At 60.1% G+C, this 21,799-nt stretch carries 18 protein-coding genes; 6 read left to right on the top strand and 12 right to left on the bottom strand.

The features are described from left to right. Nucleotides 1-54 precede the first annotated feature (54 nt). Both BUA15_RS04145 and metK read right to left on the bottom strand, forming a co-directional pair. On the bottom strand, nt 55-2,850 hold the full coding sequence (locus BUA15_RS04145; RefSeq protein ID WP_072714712.1) for a T9SS type A sorting domain-containing protein: 2,796 nt from the start codon (nt 2,848-2,850) through the stop codon (nt 55-57). Nucleotides 2,851-2,936: 86 nt separating this feature from the next. After that, complete coding sequence (gene metK / locus BUA15_RS04140; protein ID WP_072714711.1) at nt 2,937-4,103, bottom strand: methionine adenosyltransferase; 1,167 nt, start codon at nt 4,101-4,103, stop codon at nt 2,937-2,939. A 274-nt stretch (nt 4,104-4,377) separates the two neighbouring features. Between metK and BUA15_RS04135 the strand changes: the two genes are divergently transcribed. Both BUA15_RS04135 and fabF read left to right on the top strand, forming a co-directional pair. Beyond that, on the top strand, nt 4,378-4,620 hold the full coding sequence (locus BUA15_RS04135) for an acyl carrier protein (protein WP_072714710.1): 243 nt from the start codon (nt 4,378-4,380) through the stop codon (nt 4,618-4,620). Between the two features lie 83 nt (nt 4,621-4,703). Beyond that, nucleotides 4,704-5,960 (top strand): beta-ketoacyl-ACP synthase II, encoded by a 1,257-nt coding sequence (gene fabF / locus BUA15_RS04130; RefSeq protein ID WP_072714709.1) that lies wholly within the window; start codon nt 4,704-4,706, stop codon nt 5,958-5,960. A gap of 4 nt (nt 5,961-5,964) precedes the next feature. Here fabF and BUA15_RS04125 read toward each other — a convergent pair whose 3' ends face one another. Then, the gene (locus tag BUA15_RS04125) at nt 5,965-6,252 is read right to left on the bottom strand and encodes a DciA family protein (protein ID WP_072714903.1); all 288 of its coding nucleotides are present in this window, start codon (nt 6,250-6,252) and stop codon (nt 5,965-5,967) included. Nucleotides 6,253-6,361: 109 nt separating this feature from the next. Between BUA15_RS04125 and BUA15_RS04120 the strand changes: the two genes are divergently transcribed. The 3 genes from BUA15_RS04120 (at nt 6,362) to BUA15_RS04110 (ending at nt 9,554) form a co-directional block, all read left to right on the top strand. Then, nucleotides 6,362-7,762 carry a TolC family protein gene (locus BUA15_RS04120; RefSeq protein WP_084660522.1) on the top strand — a complete coding sequence of 467 codons (1,401 nt, stop codon included), beginning with the start codon at nt 6,362-6,364 and terminating at the stop codon, nt 7,760-7,762. A gap of 30 nt (nt 7,763-7,792) precedes the next feature. Then, nucleotides 7,793-8,419, top strand: a complete 627-nt coding sequence (locus BUA15_RS04115; protein WP_072714707.1) for an MlaC/ttg2D family ABC transporter substrate-binding protein — start codon at nt 7,793-7,795, stop codon at nt 8,417-8,419. 82 nt (nt 8,420-8,501) lie between these two features. Continuing rightward, nucleotides 8,502-9,554: a glycosyltransferase family protein gene (locus BUA15_RS04110; RefSeq protein WP_072714706.1), complete on the top strand. Its 1,053-nt coding sequence runs from the start codon at nt 8,502-8,504 to the stop codon at nt 9,552-9,554. Here the strand turns inward: BUA15_RS04110 and BUA15_RS04105 are convergent. Then, nucleotides 9,468-11,075, bottom strand: a complete 1,608-nt coding sequence (locus BUA15_RS04105; protein WP_143149561.1) for a hypothetical protein — start codon at nt 11,073-11,075, stop codon at nt 9,468-9,470. The genes BUA15_RS04110 and BUA15_RS04105 overlap by 87 nt on opposite strands. 208 nt (nt 11,076-11,283) lie before the next feature. Between BUA15_RS04105 and BUA15_RS04100 the strand changes: the two genes are divergently transcribed. Beyond that, nucleotides 11,284-11,781 carry an outer membrane beta-barrel protein gene (locus BUA15_RS04100; protein WP_072714704.1) on the top strand — a complete coding sequence of 166 codons (498 nt, stop codon included), beginning with the start codon at nt 11,284-11,286 and terminating at the stop codon, nt 11,779-11,781. A gap of 287 nt (nt 11,782-12,068) precedes the next feature. Here the strand turns inward: BUA15_RS04100 and ftsZ are convergent, their stop codons facing one another. The 8 genes from ftsZ to mraY all read right to left on the bottom strand — a co-directional run bounded on the left by ftsZ (nt 12,069) and on the right by mraY (nt 21,797). Further along, the gene (gene ftsZ / locus BUA15_RS04095; RefSeq protein WP_072714703.1) at nt 12,069-13,310 is read right to left on the bottom strand and encodes a cell division protein FtsZ; all 1,242 of its coding nucleotides are present in this window, start codon (nt 13,308-13,310) and stop codon (nt 12,069-12,071) included. 80 nt (nt 13,311-13,390) lie between these two features. After that, the gene (gene ftsA / locus BUA15_RS04090; protein ID WP_072714702.1) at nt 13,391-14,659 is read right to left on the bottom strand and encodes a cell division protein FtsA; all 1,269 of its coding nucleotides are present in this window, start codon (nt 14,657-14,659) and stop codon (nt 13,391-13,393) included. Continuing rightward, the gene (locus tag BUA15_RS04085; protein WP_072714701.1) at nt 14,652-15,473 is read right to left on the bottom strand and encodes a cell division protein FtsQ/DivIB; all 822 of its coding nucleotides are present in this window, start codon (nt 15,471-15,473) and stop codon (nt 14,652-14,654) included. Before BUA15_RS04085 ends, ftsA begins: the two co-directional genes overlap by 8 nt. Beyond that, entirely contained in the window at nt 15,460-16,866 is a 1,407-nt protein-coding gene (murC, locus tag BUA15_RS04080) for a UDP-N-acetylmuramate--L-alanine ligase (RefSeq protein ID WP_072714902.1), read from the bottom strand. Before murC ends, BUA15_RS04085 begins: the two co-directional genes overlap by 14 nt. Before the next feature lie 25 nt (nt 16,867-16,891). Beyond that, nucleotides 16,892-18,091: an undecaprenyldiphospho-muramoylpentapeptide beta-N-acetylglucosaminyltransferase gene (murG, locus tag BUA15_RS04075; RefSeq protein ID WP_072714700.1), complete on the bottom strand. Its 1,200-nt coding sequence runs from the start codon at nt 18,089-18,091 to the stop codon at nt 16,892-16,894. A 5-nt stretch (nt 18,092-18,096) separates the two neighbouring features. After that, nucleotides 18,097-19,275 carry an FtsW/RodA/SpoVE family cell cycle protein gene (locus BUA15_RS04070; RefSeq protein ID WP_072714699.1) on the bottom strand — a complete coding sequence of 393 codons (1,179 nt, stop codon included), beginning with the start codon at nt 19,273-19,275 and terminating at the stop codon, nt 18,097-18,099. A 5-nt stretch (nt 19,276-19,280) separates the two neighbouring features. Further along, complete coding sequence (gene murD / locus BUA15_RS04065) at nt 19,281-20,645, bottom strand: UDP-N-acetylmuramoyl-L-alanine--D-glutamate ligase (RefSeq protein ID WP_072714698.1); 1,365 nt, start codon at nt 20,643-20,645, stop codon at nt 19,281-19,283. Nucleotides 20,646-20,651: 6 nt separating this feature from the next. Beyond that, entirely contained in the window at nt 20,652-21,797 is a 1,146-nt protein-coding gene (mraY, locus tag BUA15_RS04060) for a phospho-N-acetylmuramoyl-pentapeptide-transferase (protein ID WP_072714697.1), read from the bottom strand. Nucleotides 21,798-21,799: the final 2 nt, after the last annotated feature.

The following is a 21,799-nucleotide window of genomic DNA, read 5'->3' as shown; positions in this document are numbered from 1 at the left end:
TTAGGGTCGCCTCTTACGTTTTATCAGAGGTTTCGGTCGCAATTTACTGGAACTTCACGGACGATCTGGCAGGAAAAGTACCTTGCGGGTTTGCACTCGGTCTTCTACTTCCAGACGAACCAGATACACCCCGGCGGCCAGTCCGTCTGGTTGAAAAGTCGCCACGTGGCTGCCTTCCGGAAGCGTTGCTTCTACCAGACGCGCGACCTCACGTCCCAGCAAATCATAGACGCTTAGCCGCACGCGGCGGGTGGCGTCCAGCGTATAGGGAATCGTGAGCAATTCGCGGAATGGATTGGGAAAAGGCGGCAGCAGTTGCGTGGCATACGATGCATGCAGCTCGGCATCGCGCGTAGCCTGCTCTAATTCCAGTTGTCGAATAGTCCAGAACGCATCTGGATCGGCTGCAGCACAACCAAAAGAAAACCGCAGCCATAGCTGACGACCCGCCTCCTTTGACAGATCGAACGTGTGCCGCATTCCTTCCGGTGGACTGGCCGCACCAAAGGGCCGTTTTGGAGTTCCCCCGCTTTCGGGCAACAGCACCTGCCAGGTGCGTCCTCCATCGGCCGAGCTTTCCAGATACCCCTCGCAGGTCAGGCCAAAGTTAAACCGGTGCGTGAGATGCAGCCGCAACCGGTCGGCGTTTGCAGCCAGCGACACAGGCAGCAGCACCAGGCTTGTGAAGCCAGCCTTTCCGCCGTCTACAACCCAGGCGGCATTTCCCCACCGCCATCCAGCTCCGGCCCGCGCTACCTGGAGCACATCGGCGGTCAGCACCCGGCCTACCTTGACCTCATAGGTTTGAGCAGGCGCCTGCAGCGGCTGGCGCAGCACCCAGCCTCCGGCTGTTTCTGCTTCCAGGTAATATCGAATGCGCCCGGGCACGCCATCCCAGGGAATTTGCCCTTCAAAGAGCGTGTCATCAACGGCCTGGAACAGAGCCGAAGGGACGAACTGTCCGGCCTGCTCGTAAAATGCCTGCACCCGCACCACCGTATCGCCCTGTGCAATGGCCACTACCTGAAGCGTCAGGTGGTCGGTTTCGACGCGCACATCCTGTGCCGGATCATGGCGTACGACCAGCCGGATCGAACCGGGATCAACCAGCCCCCGCGCGCCCAACCGGTCAAGTAGCACCCCTACGTGCGCCCCGTCATAATAGTCCATATCCGCCTGGATCAGCGCCTGGGCGGCATCCCGAAATGTAGCTGGCGGGATCAGGTACAACGCTGCCGCCAACGCCAGCCGGTCTGTAACCGCTTTTCCCAGCACGTCCTGAATCTCCATGAGCACAGTGGCCCAGAGCAGCCCGTCTTCGTAAATATCGCAGGGTTGACGGGGTGTGTCTTCACCATCACAGTGGGTGTCTTCCGGATAACGTCCGGCAAACGCGATGCGCCGTCCTGGCCAGATCGTGCCGTCGCCGCTGTCCCAGCGAAAGACAAAGTCCCAGTCCGTTCGGAGCAGCAGCCCAGCCTCGGCCAGCCCCCGCACGTAGGAAGCCGCCCAGTAGTCGGCCCACCCTTCGTGCAAGGCGCGTCCTTCGTTGGTTCTCAGCAGACCTGAAGCCGCATCTTCCAGCAGCGCATGCATGTACTCGTGCCAGATTACCGTAGCATCCTCGGCATCGTCCACGCCGCCATCCCCAAAGACGATGGCATTCTGGGACGGATAGTACTGGGAGTTGTCCTGATTCCCAAAGCCATGGGGGTTTACCCAGATCGGAGTCGCCCGCAGCGCTGTTCCCAGCTCAAGCTGCTGCACGTAGCGCTGGCTGCGGTCGATGTGATAGTAGGCCATAACGGCCTCGAAGTGATCATGGGAGCGGGGATACTGGAAGGCGTCGGGTGTCGTTTCGGCCGGAGGATCGTAAGGACTATCCGCAACAGCCGGGATATCCCCCGTGATGCGTACGTAGGGTCCTTCGAGCCGGTAGCGGCCCTCTGCGTCCTGCGTGATGTCGGGGAGCGGAACCATCCGGCGCTCGGCGTTCAGCTCGGGCGTGTCGGCGTCATTGTTGTCGGCGTAAGCCCCTCCATAGGAGGCCCCCGCGGTAGCCAGCGGGTCGGGATCAAAAACCATTCCCTCTCCTGGGACCAGGCCCACTGGCAGCGGTGCTGCCATTTCCCACCACGCGGGTTGCCCGGAGGAGGCAGGTTTTACAGTGTGGGCGTGCACTGCCTGGCTTTGCACGTGGAGCAACGCGCCGTTTTGCGCATCCACCACAACCGCCCATTCGTCGGGTCGGTCCTGGGGCCAGAGCACCAGGTGCCAGGCCAGTCGCGGGGGGTCGGAGGGCCACACGACCAGCTCCGGGGTGCTCGTCGGCGCGCGAGGCTGGGCCAACTGACGGCGCGCCTCGGCCTGCGCTGCGGCCGCCGTAAGGCGAGGCGTCGGATCGAAGCGGTCGGCATAGGCTTCCAGGTGCGGCGCATAGCCGCTGAGCACCATCGTAGGCTGGCCCTGGCGATTCAGGTTTACCTGCACATAGCGTCCGTAGACCGGCACGCCGGCCAGCGTCTGCTGAAAGCGCACGTGCATTGCGAACGGGGTGATGCGCACCTGGTCTGGGGCCAGCGTGCGGTCAGGTTGTTGCCAGCCAAAGCGAACCGCTTCCATGCGGAGATAGGCCCGCGCAGTAGCCTCTGCACTTCCCTGCCAGGCGACAGGCACGCGCACATGATAGCGCGCCTGCCAGCGTCCTGAAACCGGATCTCTGCGCCCTTCCGGGGTAGCCTGCGTGGCCGGTGCCTGCTGCACATTTTGCCGAGGCTGCGCATGCAGACCCGCAACCCCGACGACCACCACGAATCCCAGCAGCCCAACCGTTCGATACCGGCCATTCATGGGCAAGCTTATACACTTCGTTCAGGGCGAAAGTAACAAAAAAAGGGCTGCCCTGCAGCAGCCCTCCGTGCACGGGGTCTGTAGCTTCAGGCGTAACGCGCCACGGCCTGTTTGAGATCTTCGACGCGATTTAGCGCTTCCCAGGGAAACTCCGGTCGGCCGAAATGGCCATATGCAGCCGTGGCGCGATAGCGCGGCTTCAACAGGTCCAGATCCCGAATAATTGAAGCAGGCCGCAGATCAAAAACGGCGCGTACTGCTTCCACCAGCACCGCATCCGGGACCACCCCTGTTCCGAACGTGTTCACGTCAATGGAAACAGGCTCGGCCAGCCCAATGGCGTAGGCAATCTGCACTTCCGCTTCTTCAGCAAGGCCGGCCCCCACAATGTTTTTGGCAACATAGCGAGCGGCGTAGGCGCCCGAACGATCCACCTTGGAGGGATCCTTGCCACTGAACGCGCCTCCCCCATGGGCCCCTTTGCCCCCGTAGGTGTCCACAATGATCTTGCGGCCGGTCAGCCCCGTGTCCCCATGCGGTCCGCCGATGACAAAGCGGCCGGTGGGATTCACATGCAGAATGAGCCGGTCATCTACCAGTTCAGACGGAAGCACGCGGGGCAGCAAGATTTCTCGAATATCCTCACGAATGCGTTCTTGCGAAACGTCTTCGGTGTGCTGCGTCGAAACAACGACCGTATGAATGCGCCGGGGCGTGCGCCGATCATCTTCATATTCCACGGTAACCTGGCTTTTAGCATCCGGGCGCAGGTAGGGCATCAGATGAGATTCTTCTTTGCGAATACGCGCCAGCTCACGCACGAGTCGGTGCGCCAGCATAATGGGCAGCGGCATCAATTCCGGCGTCTCGCGACAGGCGTATCCGAACATCATTCCCTGGTCGCCCGCCCCCTGCTCGCCTGTAGGGACGCCATCTACGCCCTGACGAATATCCGGACTCTGCTCGTGAATGCTGGAGAGCACGCCACAACTGTCGGCGTCAAACCGAAGCCGCGGATCCGTGTAGCCGATCTCCCGAATGACGTCGCGCGCAAGCTGCTGCACGTCAACATGCGCCCGCGTATAGACTTCTCCCGAGAGCACCACCAGGCCCGTTGTGACCAGTGTCTCCACAGCCACCCGGCTGTGTGGATCCTGCGCCAGCATGGCATCCAGGATGGCATCCGAAATCTGATCGGCAATCTTGTCTGGATGCCCTTCGGAGACCGACTCGGAGGTAAACAGGTAGGCCATCGAAGCTCCTGCGGTTGCGTGGGAAGCGGTTGGTTTCTGTGTAAACGCCTCGTTAACGCACGGCCAGTTTCTGGGATTCAACGCGTTATGTGAAGAACAATTCCCAGGAACCCCCTGCCAAGGTTACACGTTGGCGCGCTTCGATTGCAATCCTGCATTGCTCCAAAATGCGGGGTGTTGTATTTTGGAGTGATTTAAACGCGAACGGGCAAGCGACGGGCACCGGCTCGTCCACATAAACGAAACCGCGGATCAACCAAGGAGGCGTAGCACTATGGCCAACGACATCGAAGCCAAGGTCAAAGCCATCATTGTGGAAAAACTCGGCGTCGACGAAGCTGACATCACCCCGGAAGCTTCCTTTACAAATGATCTCGGGGCCGACTCGCTCGACACGGTCGAACTCATTATGGAGTTTGAGAAAGAATTCGACATTACCATTCCGGATGAAGAGGCGGAAAAGATTGTGACGGTGGGCGACGCGATCAAGTATCTGAAAGAAAAAATCGGCGCCTGACGAAAGGTTTGCCGCAAGCCCGGCTGCACTTCCCTATCTGATTGCGCCGGGCTTTTCTGTGTCCATCCGAACCAGAGAGGGCTATGGCACAGCGACGGCGTGTCGTCGTAACGGGTCTGGGTGCACTCACGCCTATCGGACTGGGCGTCCCAGCCTTCTGGGAAGCCTTACTTCAGGGAAAAAGTGGGGCCGCTCCTATCACGCGCTTTGACCCCACGCCTTTCGATACGCACTTTGCCTGCGAGCTGAAGGGGTTCGATCCGCTGGACTACATGGACCGCAAGACAGCGCGCCGGCTGGACCCCTTTGCGCAGTATGCGCTGGCGGCTGCTGACGAGGCGCTTCGAGACGCAGGACTGCGCCCGGAGACGCTGTCTTCCGCCGAAAAAGACCGCATTGGCGTGGTCTTTGGCAGCGGAATCGGTGGCATGCAGGTCTTCCAACAGCAAACCACGCAATACCTGCAACGAGGCGCGCGTTTTATCTCACCGCTGTTTATTCCCATGCTTATTCCGGACATCTCCGCCGGACATCTGGCCATCCGCTACGGCTTCCGTGGCCCCAACTATGCGGTCGTGTCCGCCTGCGCCACGGCTAACCATAACCTGGGCGATGCCTTTCTGCTCATTCAGCGCGGCCTGGCCGACGTCGTGCTCTGCGGCGGCAGCGAGGCGCCCATCACGGAGATGGCCCTGGGTGGATTCAATGCCATGAAGGCGCTCTCCACACGCAACGAGGATCCCGCTCGAGCCAGCCGTCCATTTGATGCAACCCGAGACGGATTCGTCATGGGCGAAGGAGCCGGCGCACTGGTGCTCGAAGCGCTGGAGCACGCGCAAGCCCGCGGCGCACGCATCTATGCCGAAGTGCTGGGCATCGGCATGTCAGCCGACGCGCACCACATCACGGCCCCCGATCCGGAAGGGGAAGGTGCCGCCCTGGCCATGCAGGCCGTGCTTCGCGATGCCAACCTCCGCCCCGAAGACGTTGACTACATCAATATGCACGGCACGTCCACCCCACTGGGCGATGTAGCCGAAACCAAAGCTATCAAGCGGGTCTTCGGCCCGCATGCCTACCGCATGAACCTGTCCTCAACCAAGAGTATGACGGGCCACTTACTGGGCGCTGCCGGTGCGGTCGAAGCCATCGCGACGATCCTGGCTATTGTGCACCAGACGATTCCACCGACCATTAATTTTGAACATCCAGATCCGGCGTGCGACTTGAACTACACGTTCAACCAGCCTCAGCAGCGTCCGGTGCGCGTAGCGATCAGCAACGCCTTCGGCTTTGGCGGCCATAACACGGCCGTAGCTTTTGGGCGCTACGAAGCATAACCAGCTACTTGAACACAATGTCGTCAATCAAGGAGGCGCCCAGCGCTTCGTTCAGGCGAGCACACCACTGGGCCCGTTGCAAATGCAACGTATGCCGCCAGGCCGCCGAGGTCAGCCGCACGTAGAGCTTGCGATCACGCACCCATGCTGAGTCTGTCACCCGGTTAATCTGGGGGCCAGCCAGTGCTGCCCATGTTTCGACAATACGCATCGCATCGACACGTGGCTGAAGCCCCCATCGTCTGATGATCTCTTTTAAAATTTGGCCTAGTGGCTGCGGTTCGGATCCCATAGCCATGGGCGGGAAAAATTTTTGTAGTAAAGTAGAAGCACTCGGGTTTTCTGTCCAGTCGTACCCGGCAAAAAAAGCGAGATGTCGCCTTATGTTGTCTTTTGCGTCCATGCGTGCCTGGCTGCTGATTCTGGGCGTAGGTCTCTTCGGAGGCAGTAGAGGCTACGCGCAGCCAACCGACACGTTACATTTGACGCTGATTCAAACCCTGCAACGAGCGCTGGAGGTCAGTCCTGACCTGCAGGCCATTGAAGCCCGCCAGCACTTCGCCCAGGCTCGTTACGAGCAGGCCCGCGCCAGCCGCCTGCTCACGCAGTTTCAACTGCAAACGGCCCATGCTATTGGTCCCGGGCTTAAAATTCCGGAAAATAATGCGTTTCCTTCTGATGCCCTGTACCTGAACCCGAACGTGCGCAACGACTGGCGCAACGTGCGCCCGCTGAACCAGCTTGAAGTGCAGCTTATCCAACCCCTGTGGACCTGGGGCGAACTCAGCGGCCAGGTCCGAGCCGCCCGCTATGGCGTTGAGGTGGCTACTGCCAGCACTCGCCAGAAAGCGCTGGAAGTTGCCGCGCGCACTGGAGAGCTATACTTTAGCCTTCAGCTCACCGAAGCCCTGCTCCGCCTGGCTCGCGAAACCGGCGAAATTCTGGAGCGCGCCAAGGCAGAAGTAAACCGTTTGCTACAGGAAGGCGACCCCACGGTAGACGACGCCGATCTGTTTCAACTCCGCATCACAGAACAGGAGTACCTGCAGCGCGTGGTCGAAGCTGAAGAGCAGCATCAGATTGCTCGCTCAGCCCTGGCCCGCCAGCTTCTACTCCCGGAAGGAACCGTAATTGAGCCAGCAGAAGGCGGACTTGCTCCTCTTGCCTTTACCCTGGACGCCCTCGAAACGTACCTGGAGCGAGCCGAGACCTACCGCCCCGAAATTCAGCAGGCCCGGGCCGGTCTGGCTGCCCGCGAGGCGCTGGTTGAGGTGGCGCGCTCCGACTATTATCCCAAATTGTTTCTGGGCATCTTCGGCCGATGGACCTATACGGCCGGTCGCTATCGCCAGCCCAATCCCTACATCAGTGACCCCTATTTTGGCGAAAGCCTCCGCGCCGGCCTGGGCTTGCGCCTGAACCTGAACTTCGGCCAGACGCGCGCCCGCGTCGCCCAGGCCCGAGCCCAACGCAACGAAGTAGCGCACCAGTTGGAGGCCGCTCGCCAGCTTGTCCGCTTCGAAGTGGAGGAAGCGTACCGCAACGTCCGAATCGCTCAGGCGGCACTTGAAGCCCGCGACCGCGCGCTAACCATCAGTAAAGAATGGCTTCGCACCGAACAGATCAACTTTGACCTTGATCTTGGGGACACCGAAAACCTGGTACGAGCTGTCCGCGAAAACCTGGAACTCCAGGCGCGGTATTACGAAGCCGTCTACAACTATAATCGCGCCGTGCTGCGGCTGCAACGCGCCGTCGGCGTGCTCGATCTGAACGTGCGGCGCGGCACGCTTGTTGAGTGAAAACGGATTAAGCTAACCTCTGCTGCACCGATGAACTTCCGGAAACGCCATCTGCTCGCCTGCCTCTTCCTACTGACAGGGCTCCTGCTTGGGAGCAGCCTGCCCGTGCAGGCGCAGTCCAACGCTGAAGCCCAGACGCTGCAACAACTGCTGGAAGCACGGGACCGCCAGATTAAAGCGCTGCTCAATGCCGGTCCCCTGACTCCCGAACGCCGCGAACAACTCAAAGACCTGATCAATGGAGTCGTCGATTTTGAAACAATGGGGCGGCTGGCACTCGGACCCTTCTGGAGCACCCTGACCCCTGAACAGCGCCGGGAATTTGTCGAGGTCTTTAGCGACATCGTGCGCGAGCAATCGCTCTCAGACCTGGATATTTACCGCGCGCGCGTCCGCTATGACCACGTTGAAGTGCAGGGCGACAGCGCCCGGGTAACTACCACCGTTACCTACAAAGAAACGCCCACCCAGGTCGTCTATCTGTTCACGCGACGCGACGGCCAGTGGAAAGCCTATGACATCATCATTGATGAAGTAAGCACGGTCAAAGGATACGCCCGCTCCTTTCAGAGCGTCATCCGAAAGCGTGGCTTTGAGGCGCTCATGAATAGCCTGCGTAAAAAGCAGGCCAAGCTAGCCCGCTCCGGCACTTCATGACACAAAAATTTCAAAACTTTGCCGAAAACCCGCAGCCTTTCGTATCGTTGGGTTGAGACCCCGAGGTCTTAACCATACGGTAATGGCCAGCTCCCACCCCGAAGGATACGTGCTCCATACCTACGGCGCCGAACGGTACGTTCGCCATGCCGTAGCTTCGGTCGTAACCCTTCGACGGCACGACACCTCACGACCCGTAGCCCTATTCTGTCCTCCGGAGCACCAGGCCCTGCTGGAACGGTACGGGCTGGACCGGCTCTTTCAGGTAATTGCACCCCTTCCTGAAGCCCACCGGTCCATTGTCGGGTTCAAACACCATCTGCACCGGTTTATGCCCTTCGAGCGGTGCCTGTTTGTCGACGTCGATATGATCTGGTGCCGCAATCCTGATCCACTCTGGCAGCAGTTGGCGGCCTTTCCGTTCACCGCAACTGGTCTGGAGCGCGCCGACTTCTTTTTTGGCGGTCCCAAAGGTATTGGCGTTGTGCTCGACGTGCTGCTGGACCGCCGCCGCCGCACGCTGCGCCGCTTCGGCTTAACTTACCTGCCCCGCGTGCAGGCCGGCATGATCTACGCCCGTGACGCCGCACTGACCCGTACGGTCTGCGAACTGGCCTCGGAATTCCTGGCCCGGCGCTCCGAAACGCACTTTCGAAGCCGCCTCCATGAAGGCCGAAGCGAAGAATCCTGCGAATGGAGCCTGGCGATGGCTATGAGCCAGCTCAATCTGCCCGTCTTCCCCTGGTTTGCTGGCCAGAATAGCCCCCAACTGGACTACATCGACGACTTAACCGTTCATGATCCCGATTTCAAGCAGGTCATCTGCCGGTACTACACCGACCGCTTTGTATATTCGCTGCGCGGGATCCCCTCTCCTTTCCTGCGTCGGCTCCTCCTGCGCATTTTCACCCAACTGCCCGGACGTGGCGACTATATGGACGTAACGCCCTTCGCGTTACATTTCGGCTGGCTTCATCAGAAACAACCTTTCCATGCGTTCGCCGAGAGAATCTGGAGAGCTCTAACTCAGGAGCCTGACGCTGCTTCGTTATGGGATGGTAAGCAAGTGCCAGAAAAAGATGGTGTGGCCCGTGTAGAGTCCCCATCCCAGGCTACCCAGCACAACCAGCAATAGCCACCAGCCGGGATGCAGGAGGGTTATCAACAAAGACATCCAACCCGCCCCCTTTACTACCTGTGCTACATCCCGAAGCGTCCGCACCATTCCCCATCCTTCCACAAACAACCATAGCGCCAGCAGGCTATGCCCTACTTCGGCGGCTGGCCGCAGACTCAGGGCAGCGATCATAAGCGCGAACAAGGGCCACCGGGGCATGTGTGCCAGCGTCCAGGCCTGCATGAATCCTATGCGATACCCCCAGCGGCTAAGCAGCGCAAGCCCCAGTGCCCAGAGGCCCAGCAGACCGATACTTCCCAGCAGCACAAATAGCGACAGCCCGACCGGGGTTCGGACAGCCACAACAATCAGCTTACCAACTTCCGGCGAAAGGAGCTGGACTCCCCAGGCGACAGCCGCACTTTCTCGCAGCATTTGGACCACAACGGCCAGCGTTACTCCCAGTGCTCCCCCCCCGGCTACCCCCAGCCCCCATAACGCGCCTACCGGAAGATCGCGTCCATGCTGCACAGCTTCCGTGTAGAACCCGTGCGCCCGAAAGTATCGCATTCCTAGCAAACGGAACAGGGGCGAAAAGCGATAGCTCAGCACGAGCAGCACGATAGGCCCCCATCCCATCAGCACCGCCCACGGCCAGGGCCTGGCTGGCGGTATTCCAGCCGGAAAGGCAAAAATCGTCTGCGTCCCGGTAAAAAACCCGCGCACCACCTCAAAGGCCGGTCGTGCTTGCCCCTGCAGGTCGTGTAGCCCATAGGATTCTACAAAGGGGCGGTCCAGATGGAGCGCTGGAGAAGTGCGCCTGACGTCACGCCAGCGATATACAAACACGGGTCCGGTAAAGGTGCCCTGCAACCGTCTCAGGTGCTGCTCAAGATAGCGGGCCTGCCATTCCGGCGCGTGCGGCACGCGCCGTCCCCGTAACGTATCGCTGCGAACCCAGGTGCCCAGCCGGCCTATTCCAACCGGAACCGTTGGATGTGCCTGTTGCCAGCGTTGTAACAGACGAAGCGGATCGCTCACATCGCGCGCATCCACCAGCACAAAGTCCACGGTCTGCCCACACCGATCAGCTTCGATAAAGCGGGTCTCATAATATACCTGCAACTCCGGCCGCACCCGCTGCACGTCGGCCCGCAGCACCTCAAAGTAGACGCAGGCGCTCGGATCGGCTGTATCTACCAGGCGGGCCAGTCCGATGGCCCGCACGGATGGATGAGCAGCTACCTGCTGCAGCAATGTGCGGAGCACAGCCTGCATCTCTGGGAGTCGACGCCGAAGCTGACGGGCGGGCACCTCCACCATTGGAAGCTCCACGAAAAGCGCAAGTCCTGACGTATCGGCTGCTTCCAGCAGAAAGGTCGGTACGTCCGTGGATTCCAGCCGCAGTGCCTGCACCCCGGTTTGCTGCAGGCGCTGCCACGCCTGCAAGACCTGCAAGCTATCTTCCGGTGGACGCCACACCAGCCCCCATTGTTGGGCTGCCACTGAAGAGCTGCCTCCCAGCAACAACCCGGTCACCAGCAAACTCCATAATCTTCTTTGTTTTCTTTTTGTTAATAGCACGTTTCTAAAAGTTTTTAGCTTTATTTTTTGGGACTTAGTGATTTATCTTATAATTGATCAGCGTTTCTCATCGCCTTTTCACCTTTTTCCTACGAGAAAAGATATAAACGACACGATTTTTGTAGGTTCAAGTTACCTATCCACCAACCAAACTCAGACGGTCATGAAACGCGCAGGTATCCTTGTTGTCTTCCTGATGTTCTGGTATTCTTCTGCCCAGGCGCAGGTGCCTTCTCCCGTCACTTTAGAAATTGGTCCACGCGTTGGTTATGACGTGGGAGATGATATTCAAGAAGCCTTTCTGGGCGTAGATGCCCGCCTGGCAATCATGATGCTGCCTATCGACTTCCAGGCAACTTTTGATTACTATTTTACGGAAGAAAATATGACATTCTGGCAGCTAGGCCTGCATGCGTTGCTTAGCTTTGGTCCAGGCGTTGCGTTCACTCCCTATGTGGGTGGTGGCCTGGGCATTGCGCGCACCTCGGTCAGCATAGGCGAGCTCAACGTGAGCGACACCGACACTGCTGTGAATCTGATTGGCGGCGCTCGTTTCGGAATTGGACCGGTTCGTCCGTTCGTGCAGGCTCAGATAACGGTAGGAGGCGATGCAGACCTTGTGACCCTTGCGGGCGGCTTGCTGTTCAAATTTGGGCCATAAGAACCTGACCAGATTCAGCAGCAAGGGCCGCGCCCGACCGGGCGCGGCCCTTGCTGTTAGCAGCCGCACTGGCCGCCCGCTGAACCACAACCTCTGCAGGCCGGGGTAACCTGCAGCGTCTGGACCGTGCTCGTCGGCCCACCTGCAGGGCAGGGCATCACTCCTCCCCTGCAGCATAGCCCTCCGGATGCACCCCAGAAGGGGCCTGTACCATCTAATTTGCTAACGCCTGGTGTCATCTGTATGTCACGGGTGTCGTGAGCGTGGCGCCCGGTCGCGCGGCCGTGTCAGTCCAGCATTTTCCGTAAAAAAGCCGGCGTATCCGGGTTGTCCTTGCGAATGCGCTCGCCCCGCTCCCGCAGATCCTCCGCGTGCAGGCGGCGGATGTTTCCCAGGCGTTCTCCTTCTACGGGCGTCATGCCCGGAAGCGTGCGCCGCTCGAAAGCCGGTGTATCCAGCCGTTTCAGGTTCTCCTCTCCTTTGTAGTTCAGGTACGGCTCTTCGGGCTCAAGCGGGACCGTCCGGCGACGGCCCAGTATTTCCGGCCGCTGCTCCCGATCAAATCCCGTTGCGATGACGGTAACGCGCAGATCATCTCCCATATTGTCGTCGATCACCGTACCAAAGATGACCTCAACATCCTCCCCGGCTTCCTGCTGAATAATACGGACGGCTGTGGTGGCTTCCCGAATACCCAGGGACCGGCCCGCTGTGATGTTAACCAGCACGTTCCGAGCCCCTGCAATGGAGAGACCATCCAGAAGCGGACTGGAAATTGCTGCAATGGCGGCCTTCTCCGCCCGGTTTTCGCCCGAGGCCACGGCCGACCCCATAATGGCCGTTCCGCCATTTTGCATGGTTGTCTTCACATCGGCGAAGTCCAGGTTGATCAGGCCGTGCACCGTAATCAGATCGCTGATGCCGCGCGTGGCATTATAGAGCACCTCATCCGCCTTGGCAAAAGCCTCAAGCAACGTGGTGTTTTCATCCGCGATGTCAAGCAGGCGCTCGTTTGGAATCACAATGAGGGTGTCCACATTCTCTTTGAGCAGGGCAATGCCATCAAGAGCGGCCTTCATGCGCTTGGGCCCTTCACACTCAAACGGTTTGGTAACGATAGCAACTGTCAGAATGCCCAGCTTCCGCGCGATAGCCGCTACCACAGGGGCTCCACCGGTCCCCGTGCCTCCGCCCATCCCGGCCGTAATAAAGACCATATCATAGCCTTTCAGCGCCTGCTCAATTTCCTCCCGGCTCTCTTCGACGGCCTGGGCTCCGATGGCAGGCCGCGCGCCGGCCCCTAATCCCTTGGTCAGGTTACGCCCGACCTGAATTTTAACCGGGGCCCGGTTGGCAGCCAGCGCCTGCGCATCCGTGTTGATGGCGATAAAATCGACGCCCTGGATGCCTCGCTCCAGCATGTTATTGATGGCATTGCCACCACCTCCGCCAATGCCGACGACACAGATCTTTGCTTCCGGATGCGCGGAGTCGTCGAAGGCGAAACGCGAACTAATGGACTGTTCCATGACTCCCCTCGTTTTGGTTGTGGTTCAGCCTGTTTATGGTTGGAGGGCCGGGTCGAGCCTACCCGACCGCAGCTTTATGCCTACAGTTCATTGAACCAGGCCTTCATACGGCTGGCAATCTTGCGAAACAGCATCTGGCCCGGAATCGACTCGCCAGCGCTGCGAGCGTGCACTTCTTGGCTCAGCCCGGGCGTGCCAATCAGTTCAGGCCGGAGTCCGTAGAGCACCAGCCCGACGGCCGTGGCAAACTTGGGATCACTTACCTCGGCCACCATCCCACCGGAAAGTCCCATGGGCGACCCGATGCGGGCTTCCATGCCCAGCACATCAGCCGCCAGCTCAGCCGTGCCCGGGATGAGCGCCCCTCCCCCTGTGAGCACTACCCCTGCAGCCAGATGTCGCGCATATCCGCTTCGCTTGATCTCAATCGCCGCAATTTCCAGAATTTCTTCCATTCGTGGCTGAATGATTTGCGCTAGCGTGCTCCGGCTGATGCGCTTCTCGGGCCGGCCTCCAATCCCAGGAATGGTGATCTCTTCATCCTCCTCGATCAGGTCGACCATGGCCACCCCGAAGCGGCACTTGAGCCGCTCGGCCTGGTCGCGCATGATCCCTAGCCCCTTACGGAGGTCGTCAGTTACCTTGTTGCCGGCTACAGCAATGACCCCGGTATGCCGAATCGTATTGTCCTCAAAAACCGCGATGTCTGTCGTTCCGCCTCCAATGTCAATCAGCGCTACCCCGATTTCCTTTTCGTCTGGATGCAGGACGGCAAATGACGAGGCCAGCGGTTCCAGCACCAGATCGGCCACTTCATACCCTGCTTTTTCAACGCACCGGTACACGTTCTTAGCGGCTGAAACCAGTCCGGTGATAATGTGCACATTGGCCTCCAGGCGCACGCCGCTCATCCCCACCGGATCGGCCACGCCATCCTGCCCGTCCACGATGAACTCCTGCGGAATGACGTGCAGGATCTCCCGATCGGCTGGCAGGGCCACGTGGGTGGTGTCTTCCAGCAGCCGCTCAACGTCGCGCCGCGTGATCTCTCCGTCTCGATTCGAAATGGTAATGACTCCGCGACTTTGAAAACTCTGAATATGATCACCCGCAATGCCTACGATCACCTGGCGTACCTGGACGCCTGCTGCTCGCTCAGCTTCTTCAAGGGCTGCCTGCAGCGAGGCCACCGTTTTGTCGATGTTTACGACGACCCCCCGGTTTAGACCATCCGATTCAGCCACGCCGACGCCCAGGATGTTCACCCGGTTCATCTCGTCGGCCGAAGCAACGACGGCACACACCTTCGTGGTGCCGATGTCTACGCCCACAACAATGCGCTCATTCATGGCCCAACGCAGATTTTTGGGTTGACGGGTGCGTCTGCTCACGCACCACGATCTGATTCGCGAAACGGAGATCAATCAGAGCAAACGTTTTGTTCGGTTGCGTCAGCACGGCCTGATGCCAGAAGGCCACCAGCCGATGCAGCCGCTGCAGAAAATCTTCGGTGCCCAGCCGCACTGGAATGCTACGCTGCCCGGCGGCGGGCGTCGTGTACAGCCAGAATTCGCCGTTCGGCAGGCGCACGATTTCCGAAATCAGAGCGCGTTCTGGCTCCTTTAGGGAGGCCAGGGCAAACAGCAGCATCCGCACGGGTTCGTCCTCCAGCGGACGCATTGGATGCGCTGGAACGCGCACGCCGTAGAGCAGCGGCACGTCAGCGGCCGGCCCCTGACCTAATGGCAGGCCATACCCCTCCGCATCCAGATACCCGACCGGCCGTCCGTCTTTGCTCATCTGCAACACCACCGGCATGCGCTCCTCTACCGCAATGCGCAGGGTGCCCGTGGGCCAGCGCGTCACAGACGCTGTCCGCACCCAGGGATGCCGGGCAACCCGGTCCGCAATCAACGCGGGATCCAGATCAAACAGCACCGCTCCAGAATCAACAGCCGCTAAGCGTCGCAAGCTTTCCGGATCGGCCTGGCGAGCCCCCACAACCTCAATGCGCGTCAGGCGCACGTTTTCCAGCCAAAGCCAGGCTGCGCTGCACAGGGCCACCGTCGGCAGCCCTATAACCAGCAGCCGACCCAGCAGGCGGCGTCCTACCAGCACCCGCCGTTGCCTACGACGCGGAATGTATGTGCTACGACGAGGCATGCGGCAGCACCTCGGTTAACTGTAGATAGTCCAGCAGCTCACGGGCGGCCCGCCAGATGTCTCCTGCGCCCATAAACAGCACGGCATCTCCCGGTTGCAGCACATGCTCCAGCAGATAGCCTGGAATTTTGCGACGATCAGGGACGTAGTGCACGTTGCGATGGCCAAACCGCTGCGCCAGACGCGCAATGTGTTCCCCCGTAATCCCCGGAATAGGCTCCTCACGGGCACCATATACTTCGGTCACCACCAGCACATCAGCGTCTACAAACGATCGCGCAAAGTCTTCCTGAAAGTCCCGCGTGCGGCTGTACAGGTGTGGCTGGAAGACGGCAACCAGCCGTCGTTCGGGCATGGCAATGGTGGCCGCCTCCAGCGTCACGCGAATTTCTGTTGGGTGGTGCGCGTAGTCATCAATGACCAGGATGCCGTGCACTTCGCCCAGTCGCTCAAAGCGTCGGCGAACGCCTGTAAAACGGGCCAGCCCCCTCTGGATGCTTTCAAAGGGGATCTCCAGCTCCAGCCCCACCGCTACAGCAGCCAGGGCATTGCGCACGTTGTGCATTCCGGGCACCTGAAGCTGAACGACACCCAGCGGTTTGCCTTGCAGCAGCACCTCGAACTGGGCCCCGAACCCTTCAAACTGAACGTTTTCGGCACGAATCTCGGCCTGTCGGGCCAGTCCGTAGGTGCGTACCCGGCGATCCAGTTCTCCGACCAACGCCTGCACATTGGGATCGTCCAGACACAGGATGGCTGCTCCGAAGAAAGGAATGCTGCTGGCAAACTGGCGAAAAGCCGCCTTCAGGTCGTCCAGGTCCTGGTAAATATCCAGGTGCTCTGGTTCAATGCTGGTTACTACAGCCAGCGTTGGGGTCAGGCGCAGAAACGTGCGGTCATATTCGTCCGCTTCAATGACAATGATGTCCCCCTCTCCGGCTACTGCATTTGACTCGAACGCCGCCACCTTGCCCCCTACAATAATGGTAGGATCAAATCCTCCTTCAGAGACCACCAGCCCCACCATCGACGTCGTGGTCGTCTTGCCGTGCGTCCCCGCCACCCCGATGCCGAACTTCATGCGCATCAGTTCGCCCAGCATCTCGGCACGCGGGATAAGTGGAATGCGGCGACGCAGTGCTTCCAGCGTTTCGGGGTTTTCCTGGGGGCGCACAGCCGACGAATAAACCACCACATCGGCAGTGCCCACATGCTCCGGGCAGTGCCCCTCGTAAACGACGGCGCCCAGCCGTTCCAGCCGCTCCGTAATCTCACTGCGTTTCAGGTCAGATCCCGTCACGCGGAAACCGCGCAGCAAGAGCACCTCGGCTATGGAGCTCATTCCAATGCCGCCAATGCCTACCATGTGCACATGGCGGACTCGCCCGAACAGAGGAGGACGGCGCCAGCTTCCGCGACTAACCATAGCACTTCTTTTCAGATTGCACCCGTCCGTGGGTGGTCAGCTCCAGCACCTCCGACGCAATCTGCGCAGCGGCCTGCGGGCGCGCCATGCGTCGCGCCGCCTGAGCCATTGCTGCCCGGCGCTCCGCATCGGCCAGTAGCGTCCACACCTCACGCACCAGGCGCTGCGGCAGCTCTGCCTCTGGTACGTGCCGGGCTGCACCCGCTCGCTCCATACTTTCGGCATTATGCGTCTGATGGTCGGCTGCTACTTGCCTGGCCGGCACAAGAATCGCCGGCGTTCCCGTTACCATGAGTTCGCTGCAGGTCAACGCACCGGCCCGGCAGAGCACCAGGTCGGCGGCCGCATAAGCTGCTGCCATATCCTCGACATAGGGCAACAGCCGTATCCGATGCCGCAATGGCTTTGCTAACGTCTCCAGACGCTGCCGTACGTGTTCGTAATGTTTTCGGCCGGTTTGCCAGAGCAAATGCAGTTGGGGTTCATCCAGTAGGGTGGGGAGCACCTGGAGCAGTGCTTCATTGAGCACCATGCTCCCCAGCGAGCCCCCGAACACGAACAGCACTTGAGACGCTACCGGCAGCCCGAACCGGTGACGCGCTTCCGGACGCGCTATTTGCCGAAGTGCTGCTCGTACGGGGTTACCACTGAGCACGCATCGATCCTCCGGGAAATAGTCCTGCGCCTCTGGAAAGGCAATGTAGACGCGAGCCGCCCACCGCCCCAGCAATCGGTTGGTTAGCCCGGGGAAGGCGTTTTGCTCCTGCAGCACAAAAGGACGCCCCAGCAACCGGGCAGCCAGCAACACCGGGGCGGAAACGTACCCACCGGTGCCTATAACAACGTTCGGATCAAAAGACCGAACCAACTGCAGGCTTTCTGCAAAGCCCCGCATCAGCTTCCAGGGTACCTGGGCCATGCGGAGCGACCACCGACGCGGCAGGGCCGCAGCGGTAATCGGATAGATTGAGAAACCGGCTGCCGGCACAGCGCGCCACTCAAGCCGCTCCCGAGTACCTGCAAACGCGATCACCGCCTCTGGACATTGTGCCTGGATGGCTTCTGCAATAGCAATCGCCGGATACACGTGGCCACCGGTGCCGCCACCCGTTAGCAGCACGCGCGGCGCTTTCCCAGCGGCCGCCAGCACAGCCCGTGGCACTTCTGGTTCTCGCCAAAGCACTTCAGTCATCCGGATCACTCTTTCTTGGAAAACTGAGCCTGTCGGGAAACGCTCAGCAGCAGTCCTACAAGGATGCCGCTGGTCAGCAGCGACGTGCCGCCGTACGACACAAATGGAAACGGCAGTCCCGTCACCGGCAACAGTCCACAGGTAACCGCTGCATGCACAAAGCCCTGCATTACCAGCAGGGTCGTCGCCCCGAAGGCCAGGAAGAAGCCTAATGGATCGGGCGCGTGTCGGGCAATACGCATATATCCCCGAAACAGCAGCACCAGCAGTGCTGCCAGTAACAGCATGGCCCCGATGATACCGTACTCTTCCGCTACAATCGCAAAGATGAAGTCATTGTAGGGCGCCGGCAGAAAGTCGCGTTGCGTGCTTTTGCCCGGTCCAACGCCGGTCAGTCCCCCCATGGCAAAAGCGATGCGCGCCTGCCGGGCCTGGTAGCCTTCCTGCTGCGGATCAAAGACAGCTTCCGCCTCAGTGTGCGGAAAGATCTTCGCTCCCAGGAATGCTTCTACGCGGGCTGCCCGTTGCGGCGACACCAGGAGCATCAACGTGGCCAGCAACAATCCAAGTAAACCCGAAGCCGTTAGATGCACCAGCCGCACCCGCCCTACAAAGCACAGCAGCAACATGCTACCGGTCAGCAACGCGGCGGTCGAGAGATTTTCAATCCCAATCAACACGGCTGTTACCAGAATCCAGAACAGCAGCGGCAGGAAGCCTCGCTCAAATGAGCCGATGTATGACTGCTTGCGCGTCAGCAATACCGACAGATGCAGCAACAAGGCGACACTGGCCAGCTCCGACGGCTGGAAAGCCAGGGGACCGATGCGCAGCCAGCGCGTTGCCCCGCCAAAGGCCACGCCAGCTACCTGGACCAGCAACAACAATCCCAGCGCTCCTACCAGCAACGGCAGGCTCCAACGTGCCAGTTGCCGGTAGTCCATTCGCGACACCACAGCAATAGCCCCCGCTGCCAGCAGCACTCGCACCAGATGGCGCAGCAGCAACCGCTCCGGATCCCCTCCGGCCTTTGTCTCGGCCAAAAACGATACAGCGCTGTAAACTGCCACCACGCCGAAGGCCATCAGCGCTACCACTACAAGCTGCACGTAGCGATCGGCGCCGCCAGTCACAGAGCGACGCGACAGCCGATGTCCCCGCGTTGTCGCTCGAGCCGTCGTCATGTTGTTCACAGACTCATCACCAGGCGGCGGAAAGTGTCGCCGCGTTCTTCGTAGTTCTCGAACATGTCGAACGACGCACAGGCCGGACTGAGCAGCACTACATCGCCCGGCTCAGCAAACACGCGCGCATGCTGAATCGCCTCTTCCATGCTCTGCGCTTTGACCGCAATCGGCACCAGCGCGCCTAGCTCGCGGAGCAACTTGTCAGCGCTTTCGCCGATGGCCACCAACGCGCGCACTTTTTCGGCCACCAGGGGCTTGAGCACCGAGTAGTCGTTCCCCTTATCCCGCCCGCCGGCGATCAGTACAATCGGGCAGGAGAAACTCTCCAGGGCGTACCAGACGGCGTTCACGTTGGTGGCCTTTGAGTCGTTGACATACCGCACCCCGTCCAACTCGCGCACGAACTCCAGCCGGTGCGGCACGCCCTCAAAGCTTGCCAGGCTTTCGCGCACCACGTCGTTGCGCACTTCCATCACGCGGGCTGCTACAGCCGCTGCCAGCGAGTTGTACAGGTTGTGTCGCCCGCGTAGAGCCAGCTCATTCGCGTGCATAAGGACTTCCTCCTGCTGTTCGATCCGAAGGATCAGATAGCCGTCGCGCACAAAGGCGCCCGCCGGCAACGCTCTCCGTTGGCTGAAGCCGAGCACCCGAAGCCCCCGCTTGCGGTGCGCTCGCTCGGCCGCCATGCGGATGAGCTCGTCGTCATGATTGTATACCAGCACATCCGCATCTCGCTGGTTGGCAAAGATGCGGAATTTGCTTTGCGCATAGTCATTGAAGCTGTAGTTGTACCGGTCCAGGTGATCCGGCGTAATATTGAGCAGCACGCTGACGCGCGGGCGGAAGGTAGCTACGTGGTCAAGCTGGAAGCTGGAGACTTCCAGCACCACCACATCCTCGGGCGTTGTGTCCTGCACGTAGTCCGAGAATGGGTAGCCAATGTTGCCGGCCACAATAGTTCGCCGGCCGGCCTGTCGAAAGATGTAGCCGATCAGGCTCGTGGTGGTTGTTTTGCCGTTGGTGCCTGTGACGGCCACAATAGGTGCCCGGCAGAACCACGCAGCTACTTCAATCTCTGAGTATACCGGCATTCCTATCCGCAGCGCCTGCTGCACCAGCGGAATTGTCGAGGGGACGCCCGGGCTGACCACCATCAAATCGGCCTCTAGCGCCCGAGCGGTATGTCCTCCAAATTCGTAGCGCACGCCCAGTGCTTTGAGCGTCGTTGCTAATTCGGGGGCAGCAGGCTTTTGCTCGGTCAGAAATACCCGCGCTCCGGCCTTTCGCAGGAGCCGGGCGACGGCCAGGCCGCTCCGGCCTCCGCCCACCACCGTTACTCGCTTTTTGCGCAACTCCTCCGGACGCATCGCACCTCACCGAATCCGCAACGTCAGCAGCGTAGCCAATACGGTCAGGGCTGTCACGATCCAGAATCGAATGACAATTTTCGATTCATGGAGCCCCCTTGCTTCAAAGTGATGATGCAGCGGCGCCACGCGAAACACGCGGCGTCCGGTGCCCGTGCGCCAGCGCGTGTATTTGAAATAGGTCGTCTGGATAATCACAGAGAGCGCCTCAATGAAATAGACAGCGCCCAGCAATGGCAGGAGCAGCTCCTTTTTAACCATCAAAGCCAGCGTTCCTACAGCCGCGCCCAGTGCCAGCGCTCCTGTGTCACCCATGAAAACCTGGGCAGGATAGCCGTTAAACCAGAGAAAACCCAGACAGGCCGCCGCCATGGCGGCTGCAAATACGGCCAGCTCGCCCGCACCGGGCAGGTACAGATCATTGAGAAAGTCGGCCAGGATCGCATTACCCGAGATGTAGGCAAACACCATCAACCCTCCCGCTACAAACGCCGTTGTTCCTGCTGCCAGCCCATCCAGCCCGTCAGTAATATTGACGGCGTTGGACACAGCAGTCACCACAAAAACCGCCACCGGCAGATACACGACCCATCCGATGTCCACCGACAATCTATTGCCAAAGAAGTAGTAGTCGAAAACGCGATCTTTAAGAAAGGGCACATATGTAATGGTATGGATCTCTGAAAATTGGGGGTGGAAATAAAGCACGCCGCCCACAATCAATCCAAGGCTGACCTGACCGATCAGCTTAATGCGAGGGGCCAGGCCTCGCTTGTCCCGTAGAATGGTTTTGATGTAGTCGTCAACTAGCCCGAACATACCCATCCAGGCAGTAGCCAGCAGGGCCAGCCAGACGTACACTTCAGCAATTGCTCCCCATAGCAGCACAGAAGTCAGCAGCGACAGCAAAATGATCAGGCCGCCCATGGTTGGTGTGCCGGCTTTGTGCGCATGGCTGACCGGCATGTCGTTCCGCACATGCTCGCCTAGCTGCTTGCGCTGCAGCCATCGGATGATGCGACGCCCTACAAAAAGGGAAAGGGCTAGCGCGGTCAGCGCAGCCAGCACCGCCCGAACCGTGATAAACTGAAAAACCTGAAAACCGGGCGGCTGGTAGGTGGCTTCGAGATACTGGAGCAAGTAGTAAAGCATCG

This window comes from Rhodothermus profundi, assembly GCF_900142415.1.
Lineage (GTDB): Bacteria > Bacteroidota > Rhodothermia > Rhodothermales > Rhodothermaceae > Rhodothermus > Rhodothermus profundi.
Note: the sequence above shows the minus strand (reverse complement) of the source record. Positions and strands in the feature narration are given on the sequence as shown.